Origin of the sequence: Enterobacter sp. KB-221C9 (genome assembly GCF_041320715.1) — a bacterium.
Taxonomy (GTDB): Bacteria; Pseudomonadota; Gammaproteobacteria; order Enterobacterales; family Enterobacteriaceae; genus Enterobacter; species Enterobacter asburiae_D.
Genome location: NZ_JBGIWG010000003.1, coordinates 116,956 through 136,486, shown reverse-complemented (window position 1 = coordinate 136,486; position 19,531 = coordinate 116,956). Strand labels below are relative to the sequence as shown.

Genomic DNA, 19,531 nt, shown 5'->3' with positions numbered 1-19,531 from the left:
TATTTATTTTCTGCCATCTTAAATAGACATATCATAATTAACTGATAACTTAATCGGTGAATTCAGGATTTTTTTAATTTCATTTCCCCGCTTAAGTTATTAGGAATATTCCTAATAAGAACTTCTTACAAAGAGAAGTCTGAATCTGAACTTTTCTCATCATTTTTGCTAAGCCAATGAAACGTAAGGAAGCGATAAAACACCCTTGTTAATTTGGATAAAAAAGTTGAGTCCAGGATGACCCTTTGCGTACATGCTCGCAGTCTGCGGTTTTATTTGTAATTTTTCGTAATAGCGCGATGAAATCCAGCAAGGAGTGGCTTATAGTTAGGTTATCAGGAACACAGCACTCATGTAGCTAAGTCAGTTGTATCCATCCCGACAATGATGTTCGGTGAGTAAGAAATCACTCAGAAGGGGATGCGCTATGGACGAGTACTCGCCAAAAAGGCATGATATCGCGCAGTTGAAATTTCTCTGCGAATCCTTGTACCATGACTGCCTTGCCAACCTTGATGAAAGCAACCATGGCTGGGTAAACGACCCAACGTCTGCCATCAATTTACAGTTGAATGAGCTGATAGAGCATATCGCAACCTTCGCACTTAATTATAAAATTAAGTACAATGAAGATAATAAGCTCATTGAGCAAATTGATGAATACCTGGACGACACCTTTATGTTGTTCAGCAGTTACGGCATTAACGCCCAGGATTTGCAAAAATGGCGTAAATCGGGAAACCGGCTATTCCGCTGTTTCGTCAACGTGAGCAGAGCTAACCCGGTTAGTCTTTCCTGTTAAAATTATTACAATTACTAAGGTGAATTTATGTCTGATAAACCACTCACAAAGATCGATTATTTGATGCGCTTACGACGCTGTCAGTCAATTGACACGCTTGAGCGCGTCATTGAAAAGAATAAATACGAGCTTTCGGATAATGAACTGGCGGTATTTTATTCAGCCGCTGACCATCGTCTTGCTGAGCTAACAATGAATAAACTGTATGACAAGATCCCTACTTCTGTGTGGAAATTTGTCCGTTAATCTTTGAAGGGTGTCTGTAGAGTTCTACGCCACGTTTTAAACTGTTTTTACCTATCCCGTTATACTCCCTGCGCCCAGGCCAGGTCTCCGTGTAAACGTGTTTATCAGCAACAATGTTGTGACGCCAGTCACATCGGCTTTTCGGGAACGTTCCCCTTCTGGCCTGTTCCGATTACCCTGCGGTAATCACATCCAGCGAGGTTTCCAATGAGCTTAGAAAAACAGAAAATGATTGCCGGTGAACATTACCGCCCCGGCGATGAGACGTTACGGGCCGACCGACTGCGCGCCCGCCATCTGGTTTACCGCTATAACCACACCGCGCCTGATGAAAAAACAGAACGCCAGAACATTCTGGCGGAACTTCTGGGACAAAGTGAAGGCGCTTATATAGAACCAAGCTTCCGCTGCGACTACGGGTATAACATTTATCTGGGCAAAAACTTTTACGCTAACTTCGACTGCGTAATGCTGGATGTCTGCCCTGTTCATATTGGCGATAACTGCATGCTCGCGCCGGGCGTTCATATTTATACGGCTACCCATCCCCTGGACGCAGAAGAACGGAATAGCGGCGTGGAGTTTGGAAAACCCGTCAGGATTGGCAATAACGTCTGGATTGGTGGCCGGGCGGTCATTAACCCTGGCGTCACCATTGGTGATAATGTGGTGGTGGCCTCCGGCGCCGTCGTGACGAAAGACGTCCCGGCTAACGTCGTGGTTGGCGGCAACCCGGCAAAAATCATCAAAACGCTGTGAGGCTCCGGGGAGCCAACTGTTATGGTCTTTTAGCGCCAGACTGTTACTTCTTTCAGCCTGATGGCTCCCCTAAAATTGGCAGACCCCCTGTATTGTCAACTCTTATGAAGGCAAAAAATGACCGAGATACAGCGCCTGCTTACCGCCACCATCGACGATCTTAATCTCCGCGAAAAGCGCGATAATCGCCCGCGCTTTAGCATTAGTTTTATTCGCAAACATCCTGGACTGTTTGTCGCAATGTATGCCGCCTGGCTGGCGACGCTGATTGTGATGCTGACATCCGAAACGCTGGCGGACTCCGTCTGGCTGCTGGTTGTACTGTTTGTCGTCTTCAACGCCTTTTTCTTTTTCGACGTGAATCCGCGCTACCGTTACGAAGATATCGACGTGCTCGATTTCCGGGTCTGCTACAACGGCGAATGGTACAACACGCGTTACGTGCCAGAGGAGCTGATCGAAAACATCATGCACTCTCCGGCGGTTGAAGCCGGGCAAAAAGAGAAGCTGCAGAAAATGGTCTCCACCAAAGGTCAGCTCTCTTTCTATGACGTCTTTACCCTTTCCCGCCCTGCTGCTGCGTAATTAACGCCTGCATACGCCGGATCCCCGGCGTAAACTGAGAAGCAGAGGTATTGCCGTAACCTAAAACCAGACCGGTTTGCCCCTGCTTCGCCTCCAGGTAGTACCCGCTCAGTGCAGCGGGTGCCAGTTGAAACGCCCTCGCCTGCTCCACCAGCCTCTGGTCGTCAATACCGTCTATCGCCAGCGTCAGATGCATCCCGCCTTCACCGGCCAGAATACGGTGCGGCGTATGAAGCTCTGCGTCCAGCACCTCCCGCAGCTGGCGGTAGCGCTTACGATAGAGCCGGCGCATGGCGGCAAGATGGCGGGCGTAATGACCTTCTTCAATGAAGAGCGCCAGGGTACGCTGCTCCGCACGATGCCCACCGCGCAACAGCGAGCCGATGGCCGGGCGAGCCGCTTTCGCCAGCGCTGGCGGTAACACCATGAACCCCATTCTGAGCGACGGAAACAGCGTTTTACTGAACGTCCCCAGATACACAACGGGCGCATTGTTGACCATTCCCAGCATCGCCGGTACGGGCTCACCGGCATAGCGGAACTCGCTGTCGTAATCATCTTCAATGATCCACGCGCTGTGCTGCCGGGCCAGCTCAAGCAGCGCCAGCCGCCGCCGCGCGCTGAGCACGCTCCCGTAAGGGAACTGATGCGAAGGTGAGGTAAAAATCAGTGAGGGTGCAGGCGCATCCAGAACTTCCCAGCACATTCCCTCGTCATCAACCGGTATTCCCGTCATTGCCAGGCCGGTTTTAACAAACGCACTCTTTGCCCCGCTATAGCCGGGGTTTTCCACCCAGGCGACATCGCCAGGCTCGCTTAACAGCATCGTGCAGAGGTTGACGCCCTCAAGCGCGCCTTCCGTGATAACAATCTGGCTGGCGTCGCAGTCAATACCGCGGGACAGGGCGAGATGCCGGGCAATCGCCGCCCGCAGCGACGGCTCGCCGGCCGGGTCGCCATACCCTAGCAGAGCATTTCCCTCCTCCCGCATCACGCGGTCGTACAATCGCCGCCACAGCGGCAGAGGAAAATAGTTGATGGCCGGCGTGCCTGGGGTAAACGCCAGAACCGGTGTGTCCCGGGGTACTGGCGCGGGCAGCAGCCCGACCCGTTTTGCGAGCGTGACGGCTGGGCCCGGCAATGTCCGGGAGACAGAACGATGAGCTAACTGCGCCACTCGCGCTCCCTGGCGATTACGCTGCAAATACCCTTCGAGGGTGAGCTGGTCCAGCGCCGCATTGACGGTATTCCGGGAAAGGGAGAGCTGCCGGGCTAGCGTTCTCGAACCGGAAAGCTGGCTGCCGGATCGTAGCCTTCCGCACAGTATGGCCTCCCGCAAAGCAAGGTAGAGCGCGCGCTGGAGCGTCTCTTCGCCGCGTGTTTTCAGGGCTGCATGGAGCAAGGTATAAAATTCATCACCCGGTATATTCATCTCGCCTCCTCGTGGCACCATCAAAACATAGCGCAGTGGTTCTTTTTAAGGAACCAACAATTCACTAGTCTGAAGCTCTTTTCAACGTCACGGAAATTAAGATGAAGACATTCAATCAGTTCGGACAGCCGGTGGGCGAGGCGCTTACCGACTGGCAACCCCGTCAGCACCCGTCCCGGGTGGTCCTTCAGGGTCACTATTGTCGACTTGAGCCGCTGCGCGTAGAGCATGCCCACGCGCTGTTCTCTGCGTATTCCCTGGCCGAAGATACCCGCAGCTGGACGTGGCTGCTGCGTGAACCCGATGCCACCGCAGAGGAGTTTGCCGAATGGGTGGCGAGCGTAAGTGAATTATCCGATCCCATCCACTTTACCGTTATGGATAACCGGACTCAGTCCCCTGTCGGGACGCTGTCCCTGATGCGGATCGATCCTAAAAACGGGGTCGTGGAAGTGGGGCACGTTCACTTCTCTCCTCTTTTAAGCCGCACGCCGATGTCGACAGAAGCGCAGTATCTGCTGATGCGTTACGTGTTCGATACCCTGGGCTATCGGCGTTATGAATGGAAGTGCAATAGCCTGAACGAACCTTCCCGCAAGGCGGCACTGCGTCTGGGTTTTCAGTTTGAGGGGCGCTTTCGCCAGGCGCTGGTCATAAAAGGCCACAACCGGGATACCGACTGGTTTTCGATACTCGACAAAGAGTGGCCGGCGCTGGCGGGCGCCTTTGAAAGCTGGCTTGCCACCGACAATTTTACTGCCGATGGCAAACAGAAAAGATCCCTGGAAAGCTGGCGAGAAACGCGCGTCTAGCGTCTTTTTTTACGTCCCTGAACCGCCTTAAAGCGCGGATTGGATTTGCAAATCACGTATAAGCGTCCCTTGCGTTTGACTATCTGGCAATCCGGGTGACGCTGCTTTGCACTGCGTAATGAGTTAAGTACCTGCATGGTTAGCCCCGCTTCGCATTGAGAAAACCGCCAAAACGCTTGCGGAATCGCGCTGTGCTGCCGTCCGTGGAGAACGTTTTCTGCTTACCGGTATAAAACGGGTGCGATTTTGACGAGACATCAAGGGTGATGTACGGATACGTTTCGCCGTCGAGTTCAATTTCGCGGTCGGTTTTTATGGTTGAGCCAATTTTAAAATATTCATTGGCGCTGGTGTCGTGGAATACCACGGTGCGATAGGCTGGGTGGATATCGGGTTTCATCGTAAATCCTTTATGTTTTGTTATAACATAACAAAATAATATCCAGGCCAGGTTGAAAAAACAACCCCTCTCTTCTGCCGATATTTTCTGGTTTACCTTAGATAAAATGTAAACCGTGGCACCCTCGTGCTATAACTATATCATTTCGCGGTAAAATCTTTCTCTTCAGGCAGGGAACTCAGCGCCCAGGAACGGGTATACGAGGAAGGACACGACAGCATGAAAACCCGACATCTGGTCAGTCTGGTGACTGGCGTACTTATCTTTTCTGTGCTGGTCCCCATTTGCCTGAGCATCTGGCTGGCCCATCGCCAGGCGGAAGATAAATTTGTCGATGCGCTGGAAAACTATGCCTCACGCGTGCTGGTACGAACCGACCGGGTTGTGGATCAGGCAAAAGAAGCGCTCGATCATCTGCAGGCCTTTGAGGGCGTGCCGTGTAGTCCTTTGCAATTAAGGGAGATGCGACGCGTCGCTTTCTCGTGGCGATATGTCCAGGAAGTGATTTACATCGACAATCTTCGACCGCTCTGCTCCTCCCTGGAGCAAACCAGTCATGCGGCCCCTTTCCCCCCTCCGATGCGCATTACCGAAGATGGCTACAGCGCGTGGCTGACCACCCAGAACGATCTTGGGTTTAACCGCTACATGGCGGTGCTGGGTAAAGGCCACTACCTTGTGATGGTCGATCCTGCCTCGCTGGTGGACGTGATCCCTTTCGGTGAGATAGCGATTGATGCAGCCCTGGTAGGAAGCACAACGCACCGCATATTCGCCAGCAGCAATAAGCTCGATTCTCACATCCGCGACATGATTCAGGAGCGGGGTGTGAAAACCGTGCAGTACAACGGTTCAATGTACGTCATGAAGTCTGTACCGGAGCTGGGGTTTACCGTCGTCGCGTGGGCAACGCTCAAACCGCTGGCTGAAACCTGGCACCGGCAGCTTCTGTTCTGGTTACCGTTCGGCATGTTGATAAGCCTGCTCGCCGCGCTCTTTGTCCTGCGGATACTGCGCCGTATCCAGTCGCCACGCAATCGCCTGCTGGACGCCATTAACAGCCGCGATTTTGTGGTTCACTATCAGCCCATCGTGGCGCTGTGTAGCGGAAAAATCGTGGGCGCAGAAGCGCTGACGCGCTGGCCCCAGCCGGACGGAAGCAGCCTCTCGCCTGACATTTTTGTCCCCCTTGCCGAGCAAACGGGGCTCATCTCGCAGCTCACGCAACTCGTCATCGAAAAGGTGTTTGAAGATATGGGCCACTGGCTGCAACGCCATCCGGATCAGCATATCTCCATCAACCTCGCGCCTGCCGATTTAACCTCCGGCATCCTGCCGCCTCTGCTGAGTCAGCTCCTGAATAAGTGGCAAATCCATCCCCGACAGATCGCCCTTGAGCTCACCGAGCGCGGCTTTGCCGATCCCAAAATTAGCGCACCGGCTATCGCCGCATTCCGTCGCTCGGGCCACCCTGTCTATATTGATGATTTTGGCACGGGCTATTCCAGCCTGAGCTATCTGCAGGATCTGGACGTCGACACGCTAAAAATCGATAAGTCGTTCGTGGATGCGCTGGAATATAAAAACGTGACGCCACACATCATTGAAATAGCGAAGTCGTTGAAGCTGGCGATGGTGGCGGAGGGAGTCGAAACCGCAGGGCAGCTCGCCTGGCTGCACCAACACGGCGTGCAGTACGGGCAGGGGTGGTACTACAGCAAAGCGCTGCCAAAAGCGGAATTTATTCTCTGGGCAGAAAACAACCTCGGCACGCACGCTACTTGAGATAGGATTTGATCACCTGCAACACCACGCCAAGATCGGCTTCACGCTGCGCTTCTTCAGGCTCTTTCACCACATGATCGGTTAAATGCCCTTCGATCACCTGCATCATCATGCCATTGACCGCCCCGCGGATCGCCGCCAGCTGCTGTAACACCTCGGCGCATTCGTGATCGCTGTTGAGCATTTTTTCCAGAGCATTACTCTGCCCCTGAATTTTCTTCAGGCGAGTCAATAACATTTTCTTGTCGCGAACGGTATGTGACATCTCTGTATCCCTTATTTTTTGGCTTTCAAAGCATATCACGCTCTACTCCCCCTGAGTATTTTTCTACTGGGGGGTAGTATTAAACTACTGGGGGGGAGTAGTATCTTCGCACGCTTTCCACTCCGGAATTTCCCATGACCGATTTTGCTTCACTCCTTCAGCAGGGCAATGCCTGGCTGTTTGTTCCCAGCGCTATCCTGCTCGGTGCGCTACATGGCCTGGAGCCGGGCCACTCAAAAACAATGATGGCCGCCTTTATCGTGGCCATCCGCGGCACGCTGAAACAGGCGGTACTGCTCGGCCTGGCGGCCACGCTTTCCCATACGGCAGTGGTCTGGCTCGTTGCGATGGCGGGACTGTGGTTTGGTCGGGGCTGGGATGCGCATACGTCCGAGCCCTGGTTCCAGCTGATCTCCGGGGTGTTGATCGTTGCGATCGCCCTGTGGATGGCGTGGCGAACCTGGAAAGAGAGCCAGCCGCACGATCATCATCACGACCATGACCATGACCATGACCATGACCACCATCATGATCATCATCACCACGAACACACGCTGATTGAAGAAGAGTGGCAGGACGCCCACCAGCGCGCGCACGCGCAGGATATTAACCGCCGCTTCAGCGGTCAAAATGTCACCACCGGGCAGATCGTGGTGTTTGGCCTGACCGGCGGGCTTATCCCCTGCCCGGCGTCCATCACCGTTCTGCTGATCTGCCTGCAGCTAAAGCATTTCGCCCTCGGCGCGACGCTGGTATTCAGCTTCAGCATCGGTCTGGCGTTAACGCTGGTCGCGTCCGGCGCGATTGCCGCCTTAAGCCTCAAACATGCGACAAAACGCTGGCCCGGGTTTAGCGAATTTTCCCGTAAAGCGCCGTGGATCTCCGCAGCGCTGATTACCGTGGTGGGGATTTACATGAGCCTGCATGGCCTGAACGGCATTCTGGGGTAAGCGTGCGGCCACGCCGTGTGGCCGCATCTCCTGGGCAGTTAAGGGTTCTGCTGCCAGCTGAAGGTATAGCGAAGCTGACGTTTTTGCAGGATGAATTCCGGCGAGACGCTGGGGCTCCAGGAGTCGTCGCCGCCCACGCCCATATGGAATGCATCGAGGTTGAGCCAGCATCCCGGCTCTTCCCGCAGCAGGTGATGATGGGTTGTCTCCCGCAGCTGCTGCTGGCTATAGCGGCTTACCGAGAAATGGAAATGGCCGTTCAGCTGATGCGTTCCCAGCACCAGTTTGCGGGTATCGCAGCGCAAACCATTTTCCGTCGGGAAGATGTACGGCGTGTGCATGGCCCCGAGAGGTAATGTCCAGCGCCCCTGCTGCGCCGCCAGCTTTCTGTCCGGGTAGTTCTCATGCGGCCCCAGCCCCAGCCAGTGAACGTTTTCCGGCGTTTCGGCGAGATGAACGCTCAGGCCAATCCGCGCAGGTTCAGGGATATCAGACGCGATATCGACCTGAATATCGCCATGCAGAACCCCCCGATCGTCCACCCGCCAGACTTTACGACTCAGGAACAGCGCCTTGCCGCGATACTCAAGGACATGCCGGGTTGTGACCACCACCTCGCCTGCGTGCTGCTCAGCCTCACAGTGCAGCACGCGCGAGGTGAGATCGTACATGCCCGCCGCTTTCCAGCGTTCAACCCAGGCATTCGGATCGATCTGCGTCGCTTCACTCACGCCAATGTCGTTGTCCAGCGGCGCGCGGCTGACGTTATCCGTCAGAGGTGAAAGCAGCGTTTCAACGCCATTTCGCCACCATTGGGTCAGGTTTCCGGATGCGCGATCGAACTGCCAGCGCTGTTGAAGATGGGCAATCTCCAGCATGCGATCGTTTTGCGTTAACACCGGAGGCTCGCCCGCCGGGGCTGGCGGAGCAATAAAGAGCGGAGCCGGAAGCGGCCACTGCTCCCACGCGCAGCGATGGTCTGCCGGTGACCACGGCGTTGCCCGCGGCTGGCGCACTTCAACGTTCAGCCAGATCTCACCCGGCCCGGCGTTCAGCTCCGGCAGGGCGATCTCCAGAAGCTGAGTGCCTTCAGGCGCCATCGCCAGCGTCACTTCGCCCGCAGCGAGCACCTCCCCGTCCCGGGCAACCGTCCAGTTCAGCACTTCGTTATCGGTGTGGCGGAACAGGTAGCCGCTTTGCACCTCAATCACCAGCGGAGAGGTGCTGACCCGCGTAAAGGTAAAGAACTGCTGGGCGCGCTGAGCTTCGTACAGCGCCGGGTGCGGCGTGCGATCCGGGAACACCAGCCCGTTAAGACAGAACTGCCGATCGTTCGGCTTATCGCCAAAGTCTCCGCCGTACGCCCAGAACGTATTGCCATCGTCGTCCCGTTTCGTCAGGGCCTGATCGACCCAGTCCCAGACAAACCCACCCTGCAGGCGAGGATGGCTGCGAAACGCCTTCCAGTATTTTGCAAACCCGCCGAAGCTATTTCCCATCGCATGAGCGTATTCACAGAGGATCAGCGGACGCGTTTCGTCCGGCATGCCGATCCATTTCTTGATTGACCATTTAGGCACTGCCGGGAACGGCTGATCCCGATCGACCCGGGCGTACATCGGACAAACAATATCGGTCGCCGCCGTGTTCGCGCCGCCGCCTTCATACTGCACAGGCCGCGTCGGATCGGTGGTTTTCAGCCAGCGGTACAGCGCATCGTGATTCGCGCCGTGGCCCGACTCATTGCCCAGGGACCAGATGATAATTGAGGGGTGATTACGATCGCGCTGCACCATGCGGGTCACGCGCTCGCTCATGGCGGGCAGCCAGCGCGGATCGTCAGCAAGGCGGCTCATCGGCACCATGCCGTGCGTTTCGATATTAGCTTCGTCAACGACGTACAGCCCGTAGCGATCGCAAAGCCGGTACCACAGCGGATGGTTCGGGTAGTGCGAACAGCGCACGGCGTTGAAGCTGTGCTGCTTCATGATTTCGATATCGCGACGCATGGTCGCTTCGTCCATCACCTGGCCGTTTTCCGGGTGATGCTCGTGCCGGTTAACCCCGCGGATCAGCAGCGGTTTACCGTTGAGCTTCAGCAGGCCGTTGCTGATTTCAACGCGGCGGAAGCCCACGTCGCACGCCTCAATCTCCAGAATCTCGCCCTGCGGGTTAAGAAGCGCCATCGTCAGGCGATACAGTTCTGGCGTTTCAGCGCTCCAGAGTTCGGGCTGGTCGACGGGGATCGCTGCCGTAAGCCGCTCGGCCCAGCTGCCGCGCTCGTCAACAATGGCAGACCCCGGCTGCCGGGAGACGCTGGCGCATTTTTCCCCCTTGCGCCACAGGGTAAAGACCACCTCGCCGTCCGCAAAACCATCGCCTGCCAGCGTGACATCAACCTTCAGCACCGCACGGTCCAGCTCCGCATTCAGATCCGTCACGACGTGATAATCGGCAATCTGCGTCTCGGGCTTATGCAGCAAGGTCACATCGCGGAAGATGCCGCTCATGCGCCACATGTCCTGATCTTCCAGATAGCTGCCGTCGCACCAGCGCAATACCATGACCGCCAGGCGGTTCTGCCCGGGGCGTAATGCCGCCGAGAGGTCAAATTCGGCGGGCAACCGGCTGTCCTGGGAATAGCCTATCCACTGCCCGTTGCACCAGAGATGGAACGCCGAGTTCACGCCGTCAAAGATGATGCGGGTCTGCCCGCTCTGAAGCCAGGCGTCATTCACCTCAAATGTGAGCGAGTAACAGCCGGTCGGGTTTTCCTGCGGCACAAAAGGTGGGTTAACGGGGATGGGATAGGTGACATTGGTATAGACGGGCGTGTCGAACCCCTGCATCTGCCAGTTAGACGGCACGGGCATCGCAACGGCATCCGCGCAATCTTCGGTTACCCATGCCGGAGGAACCTGCTCCGGCGCGGTAAAGTAGCTAAACCGCCATAGCCCGTTGAGAACGTGCCTGCTGGCGGATCCAGCGTCATCTCTGGCCGAAGGCTCATTGCGCCAGCTGTGCAACGGCGCGTGTGCGGCAAGACGGTTCCACTGGGTCACTACGGGGTTTTCCCAGTCCCGACGGGCCAGGAGGGCGCTGAGGGTCAGCGAGGGGGTGTTAGACATATCAACCTCTTTGCGAAGCGCTCACAATTTTGGTTAACATGCCCTGGCACCCTGCGACGGTAAAGCGCTCAATCGCAGGGTAGCGAGTCCGATCACAAAGTTTTATTTGCGGGCAAGCTGCTCGGCCAGGAGTGCCAGGCTTCTGAGCTGCTGCGCCAGATCCTCGCGTTCGGCCTGCTGCGGCGCGCGGCGCGCGCTGGAATGACGGGTAACCAGCGTCACCGGCAGCTGAAGCTGCCAGCACGCCTCGTCCCCGGAGGGGGCCAGCAGCCACTCCACGCTGCGTTCGCCCGCCTCGCGAAACGCCTGGCGAATGGTCGTCAGCGGCGGAGAAAACCAGGCGCTGTCAGCCGTATCGTCGAACCCAACCACCGATATCTGGCCCGGAACCGCTACCCCTTTTTCCGCGCAGGCGCGCATCACCCCGAGCGCCATTTGATCGTTCGCCACCAGAATCGCGTCCGGCAATGTCGACGCAGACAACAGCAGATGTCCCTTCTCATATCCGCTGGCCGCGCTCCAGTCACCGCAGGCCACCGCAGCGGCTTCAAGCCCCGCGAATGCCAGAGCGGCTTTCCATCCCGCCAGGCGCGCCCGTGCGGAGACCGAGCTTTCCGGCCCGCTCAGCAGGGCAATGCGCTGATGTCCCAGCGACAGCAGATGCTCAACGCCCAGATGCGCCCCCTGCTCTGCGTTAAACACGAGGCTGTGTACCTGCGCTGAGGGTGATACATCGAGAAACAGCACCGGAACTGGCGACGCCAGCGCCCTGAGCTCTTCGGCGTGCGGATCGTCCAGCGGCACATTCACCAGCAGCGCCTCTACCCGCTGTGCCAGCAGCGCCTGAAGCGCGGCCTGACACTGCTGGGGTTGCTCCACCATGGAGATGAGGACGCTCGCCCCCTGTTCCGCCGCGCGCGTTTTTACCGCCGACACAATTTGTGACGGCGCGTGCAGGGCCAGGTCGGTTGTGATGAGACCCAGCGTACGGGTGCGTTTACCCGCCAGCTGCTGCGCCCGAAGGTTTGGAACGTAGTGCAGCTCCGCCATCGCCTGCTGCACCTTTTCTCGCGTGCGGGCAGACACATGTTCCGCGTTGTTAATGACGCGGGAAACGGTCTGATAAGAAACCCCCGCAAGGAGGGCGACATCATAGAGAGTGATAGCTTTCATGCATTCTGGCATCGCGTTTATCGTGCCCCTATTCTGGCACAGCGACGCCGTTAAAACATGTGAGCGCTTCGCAAAATTAAACAACCCGTTCCGGCTGGGCTATTTCCTCAATGCGCGGCTTCTGGCGGAACCAGGGCAGACAGAGCTGAATAAGCGGGCCAATGGTCAGGGCATACAGTACGGTTCCCACCCCAAACGTCCCGCCAAGCACGCACCCAATCAGCAGGACGGAGACTTCAATTGAGGTGCGCACGCTGCGAATGGACCACCCCAGACGGGCATGAATGCCTGTCATCAGGCCGTCGCGCGGGCCAGGCCCGAAGCCGGCGCCGATGTACATGCTGGTCGCAATCGCGTTCATCACGATGCCCGACACCAGGAAAGCGATTCGAACGGGTAACGAATCCAGTTCCGGGATAAGCGCCATGCTGGCGTCCGCCGCCAGACCGATACAAATCACGTTACTGATCGTGCCAAGGCCCGGCATCTGGCGCAGCGGGATCCACAGCAGCAGCACCGCTGCACCGACTAAAATGATTACCGTCCCGATAGTCATCCCCAGCTGCATCCCCACCCCAAGGTGAAAAACATCCCAGGGATCGACACCCAAATCGGAACGAATAAACATTGCGGTGGAAAGGCCATACAGTCCTAAACCGACATAGAGTTGTAGCAGACGACGTACCATTTTTATCTTCTCCAGTGAACCAGGCTTTCATCCTGACCTAAAATGGCACTATGATTAATGTCCAGTTTTCAAATAGTGGACTGCATATGTCAACACGTCGCTTCGGAAGCCAGTCTCTGGTACGCCTTTTAGGCCACTGGCAGCAAGCCTCATCCCGCACCCCGCTCTGGCGACAGCTGGCCGACGCGCTGCGTCTGTTAATCCTTGATGGGCGTCTGGCTTTGAATACGCGTCTACCGGGCGAGCGTGAGCTGGCCTCCGCGCTGGACGTGAGCCGGACCACCATCAGCAGCGCCCTCGCCCACCTGCGAGAAGAGGGTTACCTTGAAAGCCGCCACGGCAGCGGGTCACGCGTGCTCCTCCCGGATACGCGCGCCGTTCCTACCCTTTCAGCGGCAAGTGCCGCACTGGATCTCTCTACTGCCGCACTCAATGCCGGGCCGGAGATCCATCAGGCTTATGCCCATGCGCTCACGGCCATTACGCAGCATCTCTCGCTGACGGGCTACGATCAGCTTGGGCTGCCGACGCTGCGGGAGGCCATCGCGGCGCGCTATACCGCGCGGGGTCTTCCCACCCGCGCAGACGAAGTGATGGTAGTCAATGGCGCCGTCAGCGGCCTTGCGCTGGTACTGCGGATGATGACCGGGCCGGGGGACCGCGTCGTGGTCGATCATCCCACCTATCCGCTGGCGATTGCCGCCATTCAGGGAGCGCAGTGTCGGCCCGTGGGGGTGTCGCTGCCGGAAACCGGCTGGGATACGGACGGCTTCGCGGCAACGCTTGCCCAGACGGCGCCGCGCCTGGCCTATCTGATGCCTGATTTTCATAACCCCACCGGGCGCTGTATGGATGTCGCCACCCGTCGGGCCATCACGGATATCGCGGCCCAAACCCGAACGGCGCTGGTGGTGGATGAAACGATGGTGGATCTCTGGTTTGACGCGCCTCCCCCGCCACCGCTGGCCGCCTTTAACCCGCAGGCTACCGTCATCACCTTAGGCTCTGCCGGAAAAAGCTTCTGGGGAGGGCTGCGTCTGGGCTGGATCCGCGCCTCCTCGCGCACTATCGCCACGCTTGCCCAGACGCGGGATACCCTGGATTTAGGCTCGCCGCTACTGGAACAGCTGGCGATGGAGTGGCTCATTAACAATAGCGAGACGTTTCTGCCCGCACGCCGGAAGATGCTGGCGGAACGACGCGATCGATGCGGTGAACTGTTGCGCGAACATTTTCCGGACTGGAAATTCCATGAAGCGGAAGGCGGGCTCTCTTACTGGATAGAACTCCCGGGCATGCTGGCGACACAGCTTGCCGCGCGGGCTGAGATTCTGGGGATCAATCTGGGGACCGGTACGCGGTTTGGTTTATCTGGCGCGTTTGACCGCTATTTACGGATGCCCTTCTCGCTCGAATCGACAGAGCTTGAACAGGCGTTGCTGAGGATCAAACCGCTATGGCTCGCCCTGAATAAAAACGTGCCATCATTAAAGCGCAGCGTGATCTAATAATAAAATATTTGAAGCAGATCATAAAAAATAAAAACTGCTGACTGTCACGGAGGCAGTCAGCAGTTTTCACCGTTCAGAAGTTAATGCTGAGCAGGAATAGGAAAACCTTTCAGTGAAATAACGAAGTTTTCACCGTCTTTCTTTATTTTTGCGCCGGTATCACACCAGTCAGACGCAATACGAAAGAACTCATCACTTCCGACATTCCAGCCAAGACGTACGTGCTTCACGTAGCCTGAACGCAACAGATCGCAGGCCTCTTTGTAGTCACTGGCAGTTGACAGTTGTTGTTTCATTTTCTCTTCTTCAGAAGTTTGCGTAGAGCTTTGATTTCTTTAGGAGTAAAAGGAGAAACACTCTCTTCTTCCGTATGCTGATTATCAATATCCTCTTCCGATACTCCCGCCTCTTCTACTGCTTCGAACGCCAGCAGCAGCAGTTTCTCTGTCGTCACGCTTAAATTCTCGTTATTGTCTTCCGCATAGTGGCGAAGCCTTTCTTTTAGCGCGTCATCAATCTTAACGTTTAATACCGCTGTAGCCATGTTTGTCACTTCCCTTCGGAATAAGTACTTTATTTAATACACGAAGTTAACAATGTTATCCAGATATATATATTTTTGAGATATGGGAGAAAATAACCGTCCAATTATAAAATGACAGTCTATTATTACAGGTTGATGACAATAATATTTCAGTACAATGAAATATATATTGCAGGACATAGGCACAATATTATTGTGGGATAACAGTTTAAGGGGAGAGGTGAAGCTGAATGATCTTATGAGGCTACAAATGGGTGGGGGCCCTGCCAGCTACATCCCGGCACACACGTCGTCTGCCCTGGCTGCTTCCTTCCGGACCTGACCTGGTGAACAGAGTAGCGTTGCGGGAGAACCAACAGGGCCCCCATTGAGAGCGTTGATAACCAACGCGCTGGCGCATTATCCCTGTGCTAACGCCCAATTGCAAGCGACCAGGAACCGGATGCTGGTTTCTTGCGCAAACAGGCGCAGCAATCATGAAGATCTTCGTTTACCATAGCTTCCAGAAACTCCCCACAGGTGAAGGTATGGACGAACACGACTCCTTTCCACAGCGCGTATGGCAAATCGTGGCCTCAATCCCGGAAGGCTACGTCACCACCTATGGTGATGTCGCACGCCTGGCAGGTTCCCCGCGCGCGGCGCGACAGGTTGGCGGCGTTCTGAAACGGCTTCCGGAAGGAAGTACGCTGCCCTGGCATCGAGTAGTAAATCGTCATGGCGCCATTTCGCTCACCGGGCCGGATCTCCAGCGCCAGCGTCAGGCATTACTTTCAGAGGGTGTGCAGGTGTCAGGGTCGGGTCAGATCGATTTGCAGACGTTTCGCTGGGTATATTGACCCCTCTCCCGGAGGAGAGGGGCAATGCAGACATTACATCTGCGTCGGTGGGGTTGGCAGGGACGGCTGATTGGTCTGCGGTGCGACCGGTACTTCGGTCTGCTGCACCGGCACCAGGTTCAGATCAACTTTGGTCCCACCATTGTTAATCGCTTCCTGGACCGTATCGGTGATAAAGACCAGCTTACCGTTGATGGTTACCGCTGCGCTCAGCAGGATACGGGCGTTAGGCTGCACTTCCGACGGGTTATACGGCAACACGAAGCTAAACGGCGCCTGCTTGCCTTCAGTACGAACGGCGCGCTGAGCCACGACTTTCGACGGCGCGTCGGCCAGAGAAGCATCAGACAGCGTCACGGTTAATACCGCATCCGGCGGCAACGCAACTTTCTGTTTAATCCAGATGGTACCGGAAACGTTAGGCTGCTGAATGGATTGCTGCGAAAGGGTGTTAATCCCGTTCGGGTCTGCTGCTGGTACCGGCACCTGGGCGCTCTTACCGGCACAGGCGGACAGCGCAACCGCAATAGCTACACCACTTAGCATGGGCACGAGTTTCATTGAAGTCTCCTTATCAATGCACCAGCGGGATCGATCCCATCCGATGTCGTTTCAATCACATAACGTATTCAAGTGTGGCACAGATCACCGATTTATGCCTGAAAACGTGCCGATATTCAGATTATTCTACCCATCGGACCACTTTCATTTCTGCGTTATACTCTGCCTATCTTTCGCTACGGCGTTTATTGAGGACAACTATGAGTCAGGCACTGAACAATCTGCTGACATTACTGAATCTGGAAAAAATTGAGGAAGGACTCTTTCGCGGACAGAGCGAAGATCTTGGCTTACGCCAGGTCTTCGGGGGGCAAGTCGTTGGACAAGCGCTGTACGCAGCAAAGGAGACCGTCCCGGCAGACCGTCTGGTGCATTCGTTCCACAGCTATTTCTTACGCCCTGGCGATAGCGCGAAACCGATCGTGTATGACGTTGAGGTCCTGAGAGACGGCAACAGCTTCAGCGCACGCCGCGTAGCGGCCATTCAGAACGGTAAGCCGATCTTTTATATGACCGCCTCTTTCCAGGCGCCAGAACCCGGCTACGAGCATCAAAAAGTGATGCCGTCGGCACCTGCGCCAGACGATCTCAAATCAGAGACCGATATCGCCCGTGCGCTGGCGCATCTGCTTCCGCCTCAGGTCAAAGAGAAGTTTCTCTGCGATAAACCGCTGGAGATCCGCCCGGTTGAGTTCCATAACCCGATGAAAGGTCACCCCGCCGAGCCGAAGCGCCAGGTCTGGATCCGGGCTAACGGCACCGTGCCTGAGGACTTCCGCGTTCATCAGTATCTGCTGGGCTATGCGTCAGATTTCAACTTCCTGCCGGTGGCGCTGCAGCCGCACGGCGTCGGGTTCCTTGAAAAAGGGATGCAGGTCGCGACGATCGATCACTCCATGTGGTTCCACCGCCCCTTCAATATGAATGAGTGGCTGCTCTACAGCGTGGAGAGTACGTCAGCGTCGAGCGCTCGCGGTTTTGTGCGCGGGGAGTTTTATACCCAGGACGGCGTGCTGGTGGCTTCTACGGTGCAGGAAGGGGTGATGCGTAACAGAGGTTGATGTTGTGCGGCCTGATGCCCTCACCCTGGCCCTCTCCCACGGGGAGAGGGAACAAACACTAAAAACGGCAACCGAAGTTGCCGTTTTGCTTTTACCGTGTGCGGCCTGATGCCCTCACCCTGGCCCTCTCCCACGGGGAGAGGGAATACACACTAAAAACGGCAACCTAAGGTTGCCGTTTTGCTGTTTATTACGCGTTATACGCATTCTCGCCGTGGCTGTTGACGTCCAGACCTTCGCGTTCCTGCTCTTCAGGGACACGCAGACCGACCGTCATGTCCGCCAGTTTGTAGCCAATGAAAGCGACAACGGCAGACCACACAACGGTGAGAGCAATACTTTCCAGCTGAACCAGCAGCTGATGAACCATGGTGACGCCTTCAGCGTAGCCCACACCACCCAGCGATTTCGCCGCGAAGATACCGGTCATGATACAGCCGACGATGCCGCATACGCCGTGCACGCCAAACACATCGCATGGGTCGTCAACGCGCAGCACGCGTTTCAGTGCGGTAACGCCCCACAGACCCGCCAGACCGGACACCAGCCCGACCAGCAGCGCGCCGCCTACGCCGACATAACCACACGCCGGGGTGATGCCAACCAGACCGGCAATGGCACCCGAACAGGCACCCAGCAGAGAAGGTTTACCGCGTACCGCCCACTCGCCAAACACCCAGGAGAGGATTGCACCCGCCGTGGCCACAACGGTGTTCACGAAGGCCAGCGCGGCGATTTCGTTTGCTGCACTCGCTGAGCCGGCGTTGAAGCCAAACCAGCCAAAGTAGAGGATAGCCGTACCGGTAAACACCATCGGCAGGTTGTGCGGTTTAAACGCTTCTTTACCGAAGCCCACGCGTTTGCCAATCAGATAGGCACCCACCAGACCCGCTACCGCGGCGTTGATGTGTACAACGGTACCGCCCGCGAAGTCCAGCGCACCGTGCGTTGCCAGCAGACCGCCACCCCAGACCATGTGCGCAATCGGCACATAGGAGAGCGTCAGCCAGACCACCACGAAGATCAGGACGGCAGAGAAACGAATACGCTCGGCCAGCGCGCCCACAATCAGCCCGACGGTGATACAGGCGAAGGAGCCCTGGAACGCAACGTGGATATACTGATAGAAACTGCCCATCAGCGCGGTCAGCTCAATATTTTTCAGCATCACCCAGTCGAAGTTACCAAAGAACGCGTTGCCCGTGCCGAACGCCAGCGAGTAACCGTAAACCACCCACAGCACGCAGACCAGTGCGAACGTCACGGCAACCTGCGTCAGCATGGAGAGAACGTTTTTGCCACGGATCAGGCCGCCGTAGAACAGCGCAATGCCCGGAATGGACATGAACAGCACCAGCGCGGTGCTGATCATCATAAAGGCGTTATCGGCTTTGTCGACCACCGCAGGGGTAGCAGCCAGCGCCAGGCCCGGCAGCAGTGCCAGCGAACCCAGACCCGTTTTGAGTGTTGCTATCTTCATTTTCTCGATCCCTATCACTGTGTGCCAGGAGTTACTTACAGAGCCGCTTCGTCAGATTCGCCGGTACGAATGCGAATGACGCGCTGCAGTTCGGCAACGAAAATTTTGCCGTCGCCAATTTTGCCGGTATAGGCCGCTTTGCTAATGACATCAATGACTTCATCAAGCTGATCGTCAGCAATCGCGACATCAATTTTTACTTTTGGCAGAAAGTTAACGCTGTATTCCGCCCCGCGATAAAGCTCGGCATGACCCTTCTGACGACCAAAGCCTTTCACTTCGGTGACAGTCAGTCCCTGAATACCCATTGAAGACAACGCTTCACGCACGTCTTCGAGTTTGAATGGTTTGATTACAACCGTAACCAGCTTCATAGATCCCCTCCAGTCAGAATTCGGTAATGGCCGCAGCTTACGCAGAAGGTATTGCAAGGGGTGTGCCAGAAATGAAAACGAGGGGGAACAACGGTGCGATGAGCGTTACGCGGTTCTGTTAAACGCGCAGGTGAAA

Annotated in this window: 21 protein-coding genes, 1 other RNA gene and 1 pseudogene; 10 read left to right on the top strand and 13 right to left on the bottom strand. The window is 56.3% G+C overall.

Annotated features, from left to right (window positions below):
* Positions 1-427: 427 nt before the first annotated feature.
* From tomB to AB8846_RS04750, 4 genes are all read left to right on the top strand, one after another.
* Positions 428-802 carry an Hha toxicity modulator TomB gene (gene tomB, locus AB8846_RS04765; protein WP_008499288.1) on the top strand — a complete coding sequence of 125 codons (375 nt, stop codon included), beginning with the start codon at positions 428-430 and terminating at the stop codon, positions 800-802.
* A gap of 27 nt (positions 803-829) precedes the next feature.
* Entirely contained in the window at positions 830-1,048 is a 219-nt protein-coding gene (locus AB8846_RS04760) for an HHA domain-containing protein (RefSeq protein WP_008499287.1), read from the top strand.
* A gap of 207 nt (positions 1,049-1,255) precedes the next feature.
* Positions 1,256-1,807 carry a maltose O-acetyltransferase gene (maa, locus tag AB8846_RS04755; RefSeq protein ID WP_370732186.1) on the top strand — a complete coding sequence of 184 codons (552 nt, stop codon included), beginning with the start codon at positions 1,256-1,258 and terminating at the stop codon, positions 1,805-1,807.
* 117 nt (positions 1,808-1,924) lie between these two features.
* Positions 1,925-2,392 carry a YlaC family protein gene (locus tag AB8846_RS04750; protein WP_063144745.1) on the top strand — a complete coding sequence of 156 codons (468 nt, stop codon included), beginning with the start codon at positions 1,925-1,927 and terminating at the stop codon, positions 2,390-2,392.
* Here AB8846_RS04750 and AB8846_RS04745 read toward each other — a convergent pair.
* On the bottom strand, positions 2,364-3,824 hold the full coding sequence (locus AB8846_RS04745; RefSeq protein WP_370732185.1) for a PLP-dependent aminotransferase family protein: 1,461 nt from the start codon (positions 3,822-3,824) through the stop codon (positions 2,364-2,366). The genes AB8846_RS04750 and AB8846_RS04745 overlap by 29 nt on opposite strands.
* Before the next feature lie 101 nt (positions 3,825-3,925).
* Between AB8846_RS04745 and AB8846_RS04740 the strand changes: the two genes are divergently transcribed.
* A complete protein-coding gene (locus AB8846_RS04740; RefSeq protein ID WP_370732184.1) occupies positions 3,926-4,636 on the top strand; it encodes a GNAT family N-acetyltransferase in 711 nt (236 codons plus the stop codon).
* Here AB8846_RS04740 and ykgO read toward each other — a convergent pair.
* On the bottom strand, positions 4,633-4,773 hold the full coding sequence (ykgO, locus tag AB8846_RS04735; RefSeq protein WP_003859006.1) for a type B 50S ribosomal protein L36: 141 nt from the start codon (positions 4,771-4,773) through the stop codon (positions 4,633-4,635). The genes AB8846_RS04740 and ykgO overlap by 4 nt on opposite strands.
* Positions 4,774-4,775: 2 nt before the next feature.
* Entirely contained in the window at positions 4,776-5,036 is a 261-nt protein-coding gene (locus AB8846_RS04730; protein WP_370732183.1) for a type B 50S ribosomal protein L31, read from the bottom strand.
* Positions 5,037-5,255: 219 nt separating this feature from the next.
* Between AB8846_RS04730 and AB8846_RS04725 the strand changes: the two genes are divergently transcribed.
* Positions 5,256-6,821, top strand: coding sequence for an EAL domain-containing protein (locus AB8846_RS04725; protein WP_370732182.1), 1,566 nt, complete (start codon positions 5,256-5,258; stop codon positions 6,819-6,821).
* On the opposite strand, the gene AB8846_RS04720 is transcribed toward AB8846_RS04725, so the two are convergent.
* Positions 6,814-7,086: a metal/formaldehyde-sensitive transcriptional repressor gene (locus AB8846_RS04720; RefSeq protein ID WP_024906840.1), complete on the bottom strand. Its 273-nt coding sequence runs from the start codon at positions 7,084-7,086 to the stop codon at positions 6,814-6,816. The two genes, AB8846_RS04725 and AB8846_RS04720, sit on opposite strands and share 8 nt — an antisense overlap.
* Before the next feature lie 134 nt (positions 7,087-7,220).
* Here AB8846_RS04720 and AB8846_RS04715 point away from each other — a divergent pair, with 134 nt between their 5' ends.
* Positions 7,221-8,036, top strand: a complete 816-nt coding sequence (locus tag AB8846_RS04715; RefSeq protein ID WP_370732181.1) for a nickel/cobalt efflux protein RcnA — start codon at positions 7,221-7,223, stop codon at positions 8,034-8,036.
* Positions 8,037-8,074: 38 nt separating this feature from the next.
* Here AB8846_RS04715 and AB8846_RS04710 read toward each other — a convergent pair whose 3' ends face one another.
* The 3 genes from AB8846_RS04710 to AB8846_RS04700 all read right to left on the bottom strand — a co-directional run bounded on the left by AB8846_RS04710 (position 8,075) and on the right by AB8846_RS04700 (position 13,025).
* Positions 8,075-11,164, bottom strand: a complete 3,090-nt coding sequence (locus AB8846_RS04710; RefSeq protein WP_370732180.1) for a beta-galactosidase — start codon at positions 11,162-11,164, stop codon at positions 8,075-8,077.
* Between the two features lie 102 nt (positions 11,165-11,266).
* Positions 11,267-12,337: a LacI family DNA-binding transcriptional regulator gene (locus tag AB8846_RS04705; protein ID WP_370732179.1), complete on the bottom strand. Its 1,071-nt coding sequence runs from the start codon at positions 12,335-12,337 to the stop codon at positions 11,267-11,269.
* A gap of 76 nt (positions 12,338-12,413) precedes the next feature.
* Positions 12,414-13,025, bottom strand: a complete 612-nt coding sequence (locus tag AB8846_RS04700) for a YitT family protein (RefSeq protein ID WP_063144754.1) — start codon at positions 13,023-13,025, stop codon at positions 12,414-12,416.
* 86 nt (positions 13,026-13,111) lie between these two features.
* Between AB8846_RS04700 and AB8846_RS04695 the strand changes: the two genes are divergently transcribed.
* Entirely contained in the window at positions 13,112-14,533 is a 1,422-nt protein-coding gene (locus tag AB8846_RS04695; protein WP_370732178.1) for a PLP-dependent aminotransferase family protein, read from the top strand.
* Between the two features lie 83 nt (positions 14,534-14,616).
* Here AB8846_RS04695 and AB8846_RS04690 read toward each other — a convergent pair whose 3' ends face one another.
* From AB8846_RS04690 to ffs, 3 genes are all read right to left on the bottom strand, one after another.
* Positions 14,617-14,832, bottom strand: coding sequence for a hypothetical protein (locus tag AB8846_RS04690; RefSeq protein WP_008503298.1), 216 nt, complete (start codon positions 14,830-14,832; stop codon positions 14,617-14,619).
* On the bottom strand, positions 14,829-15,080 hold the full coding sequence (locus AB8846_RS04685; protein WP_063144756.1) for a hypothetical protein: 252 nt from the start codon (positions 15,078-15,080) through the stop codon (positions 14,829-14,831). Before AB8846_RS04685 ends, AB8846_RS04690 begins: the two co-directional genes overlap by 4 nt.
* Positions 15,081-15,341: 261 nt before the next feature.
* Positions 15,342-15,438, bottom strand: an RNA gene (gene ffs, locus AB8846_RS04680) — signal recognition particle sRNA small type.
* 84 nt (positions 15,439-15,522) lie between these two features.
* Here ffs and AB8846_RS04675 point away from each other — a divergent pair.
* Positions 15,523-15,919, top strand: a pseudogene (locus AB8846_RS04675) (MGMT family protein).
* 33 nt (positions 15,920-15,952) lie between these two features.
* On the opposite strand, the gene AB8846_RS04670 reads toward AB8846_RS04675, so the two are convergent.
* A complete protein-coding gene (locus tag AB8846_RS04670) occupies positions 15,953-16,480 on the bottom strand; it encodes a YbaY family lipoprotein (protein WP_370732177.1) in 528 nt (175 codons plus the stop codon).
* Positions 16,481-16,680: 200 nt separating this feature from the next.
* Here AB8846_RS04670 and tesB point away from each other — a divergent pair, with 200 nt between their 5' ends.
* Positions 16,681-17,541, top strand: coding sequence for an acyl-CoA thioesterase II (tesB, locus tag AB8846_RS04665; RefSeq protein WP_331413173.1), 861 nt, complete (start codon positions 16,681-16,683; stop codon positions 17,539-17,541).
* A 190-nt stretch (positions 17,542-17,731) separates the two neighbouring features.
* Here tesB and amtB read toward each other — a convergent pair whose 3' ends face one another.
* Together amtB and glnK are read right to left on the bottom strand one after the other, a co-directional pair.
* Entirely contained in the window at positions 17,732-19,021 is a 1,290-nt protein-coding gene (amtB, locus tag AB8846_RS04660) for an ammonium transporter AmtB (RefSeq protein WP_063144758.1), read from the bottom strand.
* Between the two features lie 35 nt (positions 19,022-19,056).
* Positions 19,057-19,395, bottom strand: a complete 339-nt coding sequence (glnK, locus tag AB8846_RS04655; RefSeq protein WP_008503304.1) for a P-II family nitrogen regulator — start codon at positions 19,393-19,395, stop codon at positions 19,057-19,059.
* Between the last annotated feature and the right edge of the window lie 136 nt (positions 19,396-19,531).

Coding starts and splice junctions, on each gene's coding strand:
- AB8846_RS04690 (WP_008503298.1), bottom strand. CDS start 14,832: ATGAAACAACAACTGTCAACTGCCAGTGACTACAAAGAGGCCTGCGAT.
- AB8846_RS04670 (WP_370732177.1), bottom strand. CDS start 16,480: ATGAAACTCGTGCCCATGCTAAGTGGTGTAGCTATTGCGGTTGCGCTG.
- tomB (WP_008499288.1), top strand. CDS start 428: ATGGACGAGTACTCGCCAAAAAGGCATGATATCGCGCAGTTGAAATTT.
- AB8846_RS04750 (WP_063144745.1), top strand. CDS start 1,925: ATGACCGAGATACAGCGCCTGCTTACCGCCACCATCGACGATCTTAAT.
- amtB (WP_063144758.1), bottom strand. CDS start 19,021: ATGAAGATAGCAACACTCAAAACGGGTCTGGGTTCGCTGGCACTGCTG.
- tesB (WP_331413173.1), top strand. CDS start 16,681: ATGAGTCAGGCACTGAACAATCTGCTGACATTACTGAATCTGGAAAAA.
- glnK (WP_008503304.1), bottom strand. CDS start 19,395: ATGAAGCTGGTTACGGTTGTAATCAAACCATTCAAACTCGAAGACGTG.
- AB8846_RS04685 (WP_063144756.1), bottom strand. CDS start 15,080: ATGGCTACAGCGGTATTAAACGTTAAGATTGATGACGCGCTAAAAGAA.
- AB8846_RS04695 (WP_370732178.1), top strand. CDS start 13,112: ATGTCAACACGTCGCTTCGGAAGCCAGTCTCTGGTACGCCTTTTAGGC.
- AB8846_RS04725 (WP_370732182.1), top strand. CDS start 5,256: ATGAAAACCCGACATCTGGTCAGTCTGGTGACTGGCGTACTTATCTTT.
- AB8846_RS04760 (WP_008499287.1), top strand. CDS start 830: ATGTCTGATAAACCACTCACAAAGATCGATTATTTGATGCGCTTACGA.
- AB8846_RS04745 (WP_370732185.1), bottom strand. CDS start 3,824: ATGAATATACCGGGTGATGAATTTTATACCTTGCTCCATGCAGCCCTG.
- AB8846_RS04720 (WP_024906840.1), bottom strand. CDS start 7,086: ATGTCACATACCGTTCGCGACAAGAAAATGTTATTGACTCGCCTGAAG.
- ykgO (WP_003859006.1), bottom strand. CDS start 4,773: ATGCAGGTACTTAACTCATTACGCAGTGCAAAGCAGCGTCACCCGGAT.
- AB8846_RS04715 (WP_370732181.1), top strand. CDS start 7,221: ATGACCGATTTTGCTTCACTCCTTCAGCAGGGCAATGCCTGGCTGTTT.
- AB8846_RS04730 (WP_370732183.1), bottom strand. CDS start 5,036: ATGAAACCCGATATCCACCCAGCCTATCGCACCGTGGTATTCCACGAC.
- maa (WP_370732186.1), top strand. CDS start 1,256: ATGAGCTTAGAAAAACAGAAAATGATTGCCGGTGAACATTACCGCCCC.
- AB8846_RS04710 (WP_370732180.1), bottom strand. CDS start 11,164: ATGTCTAACACCCCCTCGCTGACCCTCAGCGCCCTCCTGGCCCGTCGG.
- AB8846_RS04740 (WP_370732184.1), top strand. CDS start 3,926: ATGAAGACATTCAATCAGTTCGGACAGCCGGTGGGCGAGGCGCTTACC.
- AB8846_RS04700 (WP_063144754.1), bottom strand. CDS start 13,025: ATGGTACGTCGTCTGCTACAACTCTATGTCGGTTTAGGACTGTATGGC.
- AB8846_RS04705 (WP_370732179.1), bottom strand. CDS start 12,337: ATGAAAGCTATCACTCTCTATGATGTCGCCCTCCTTGCGGGGGTTTCT.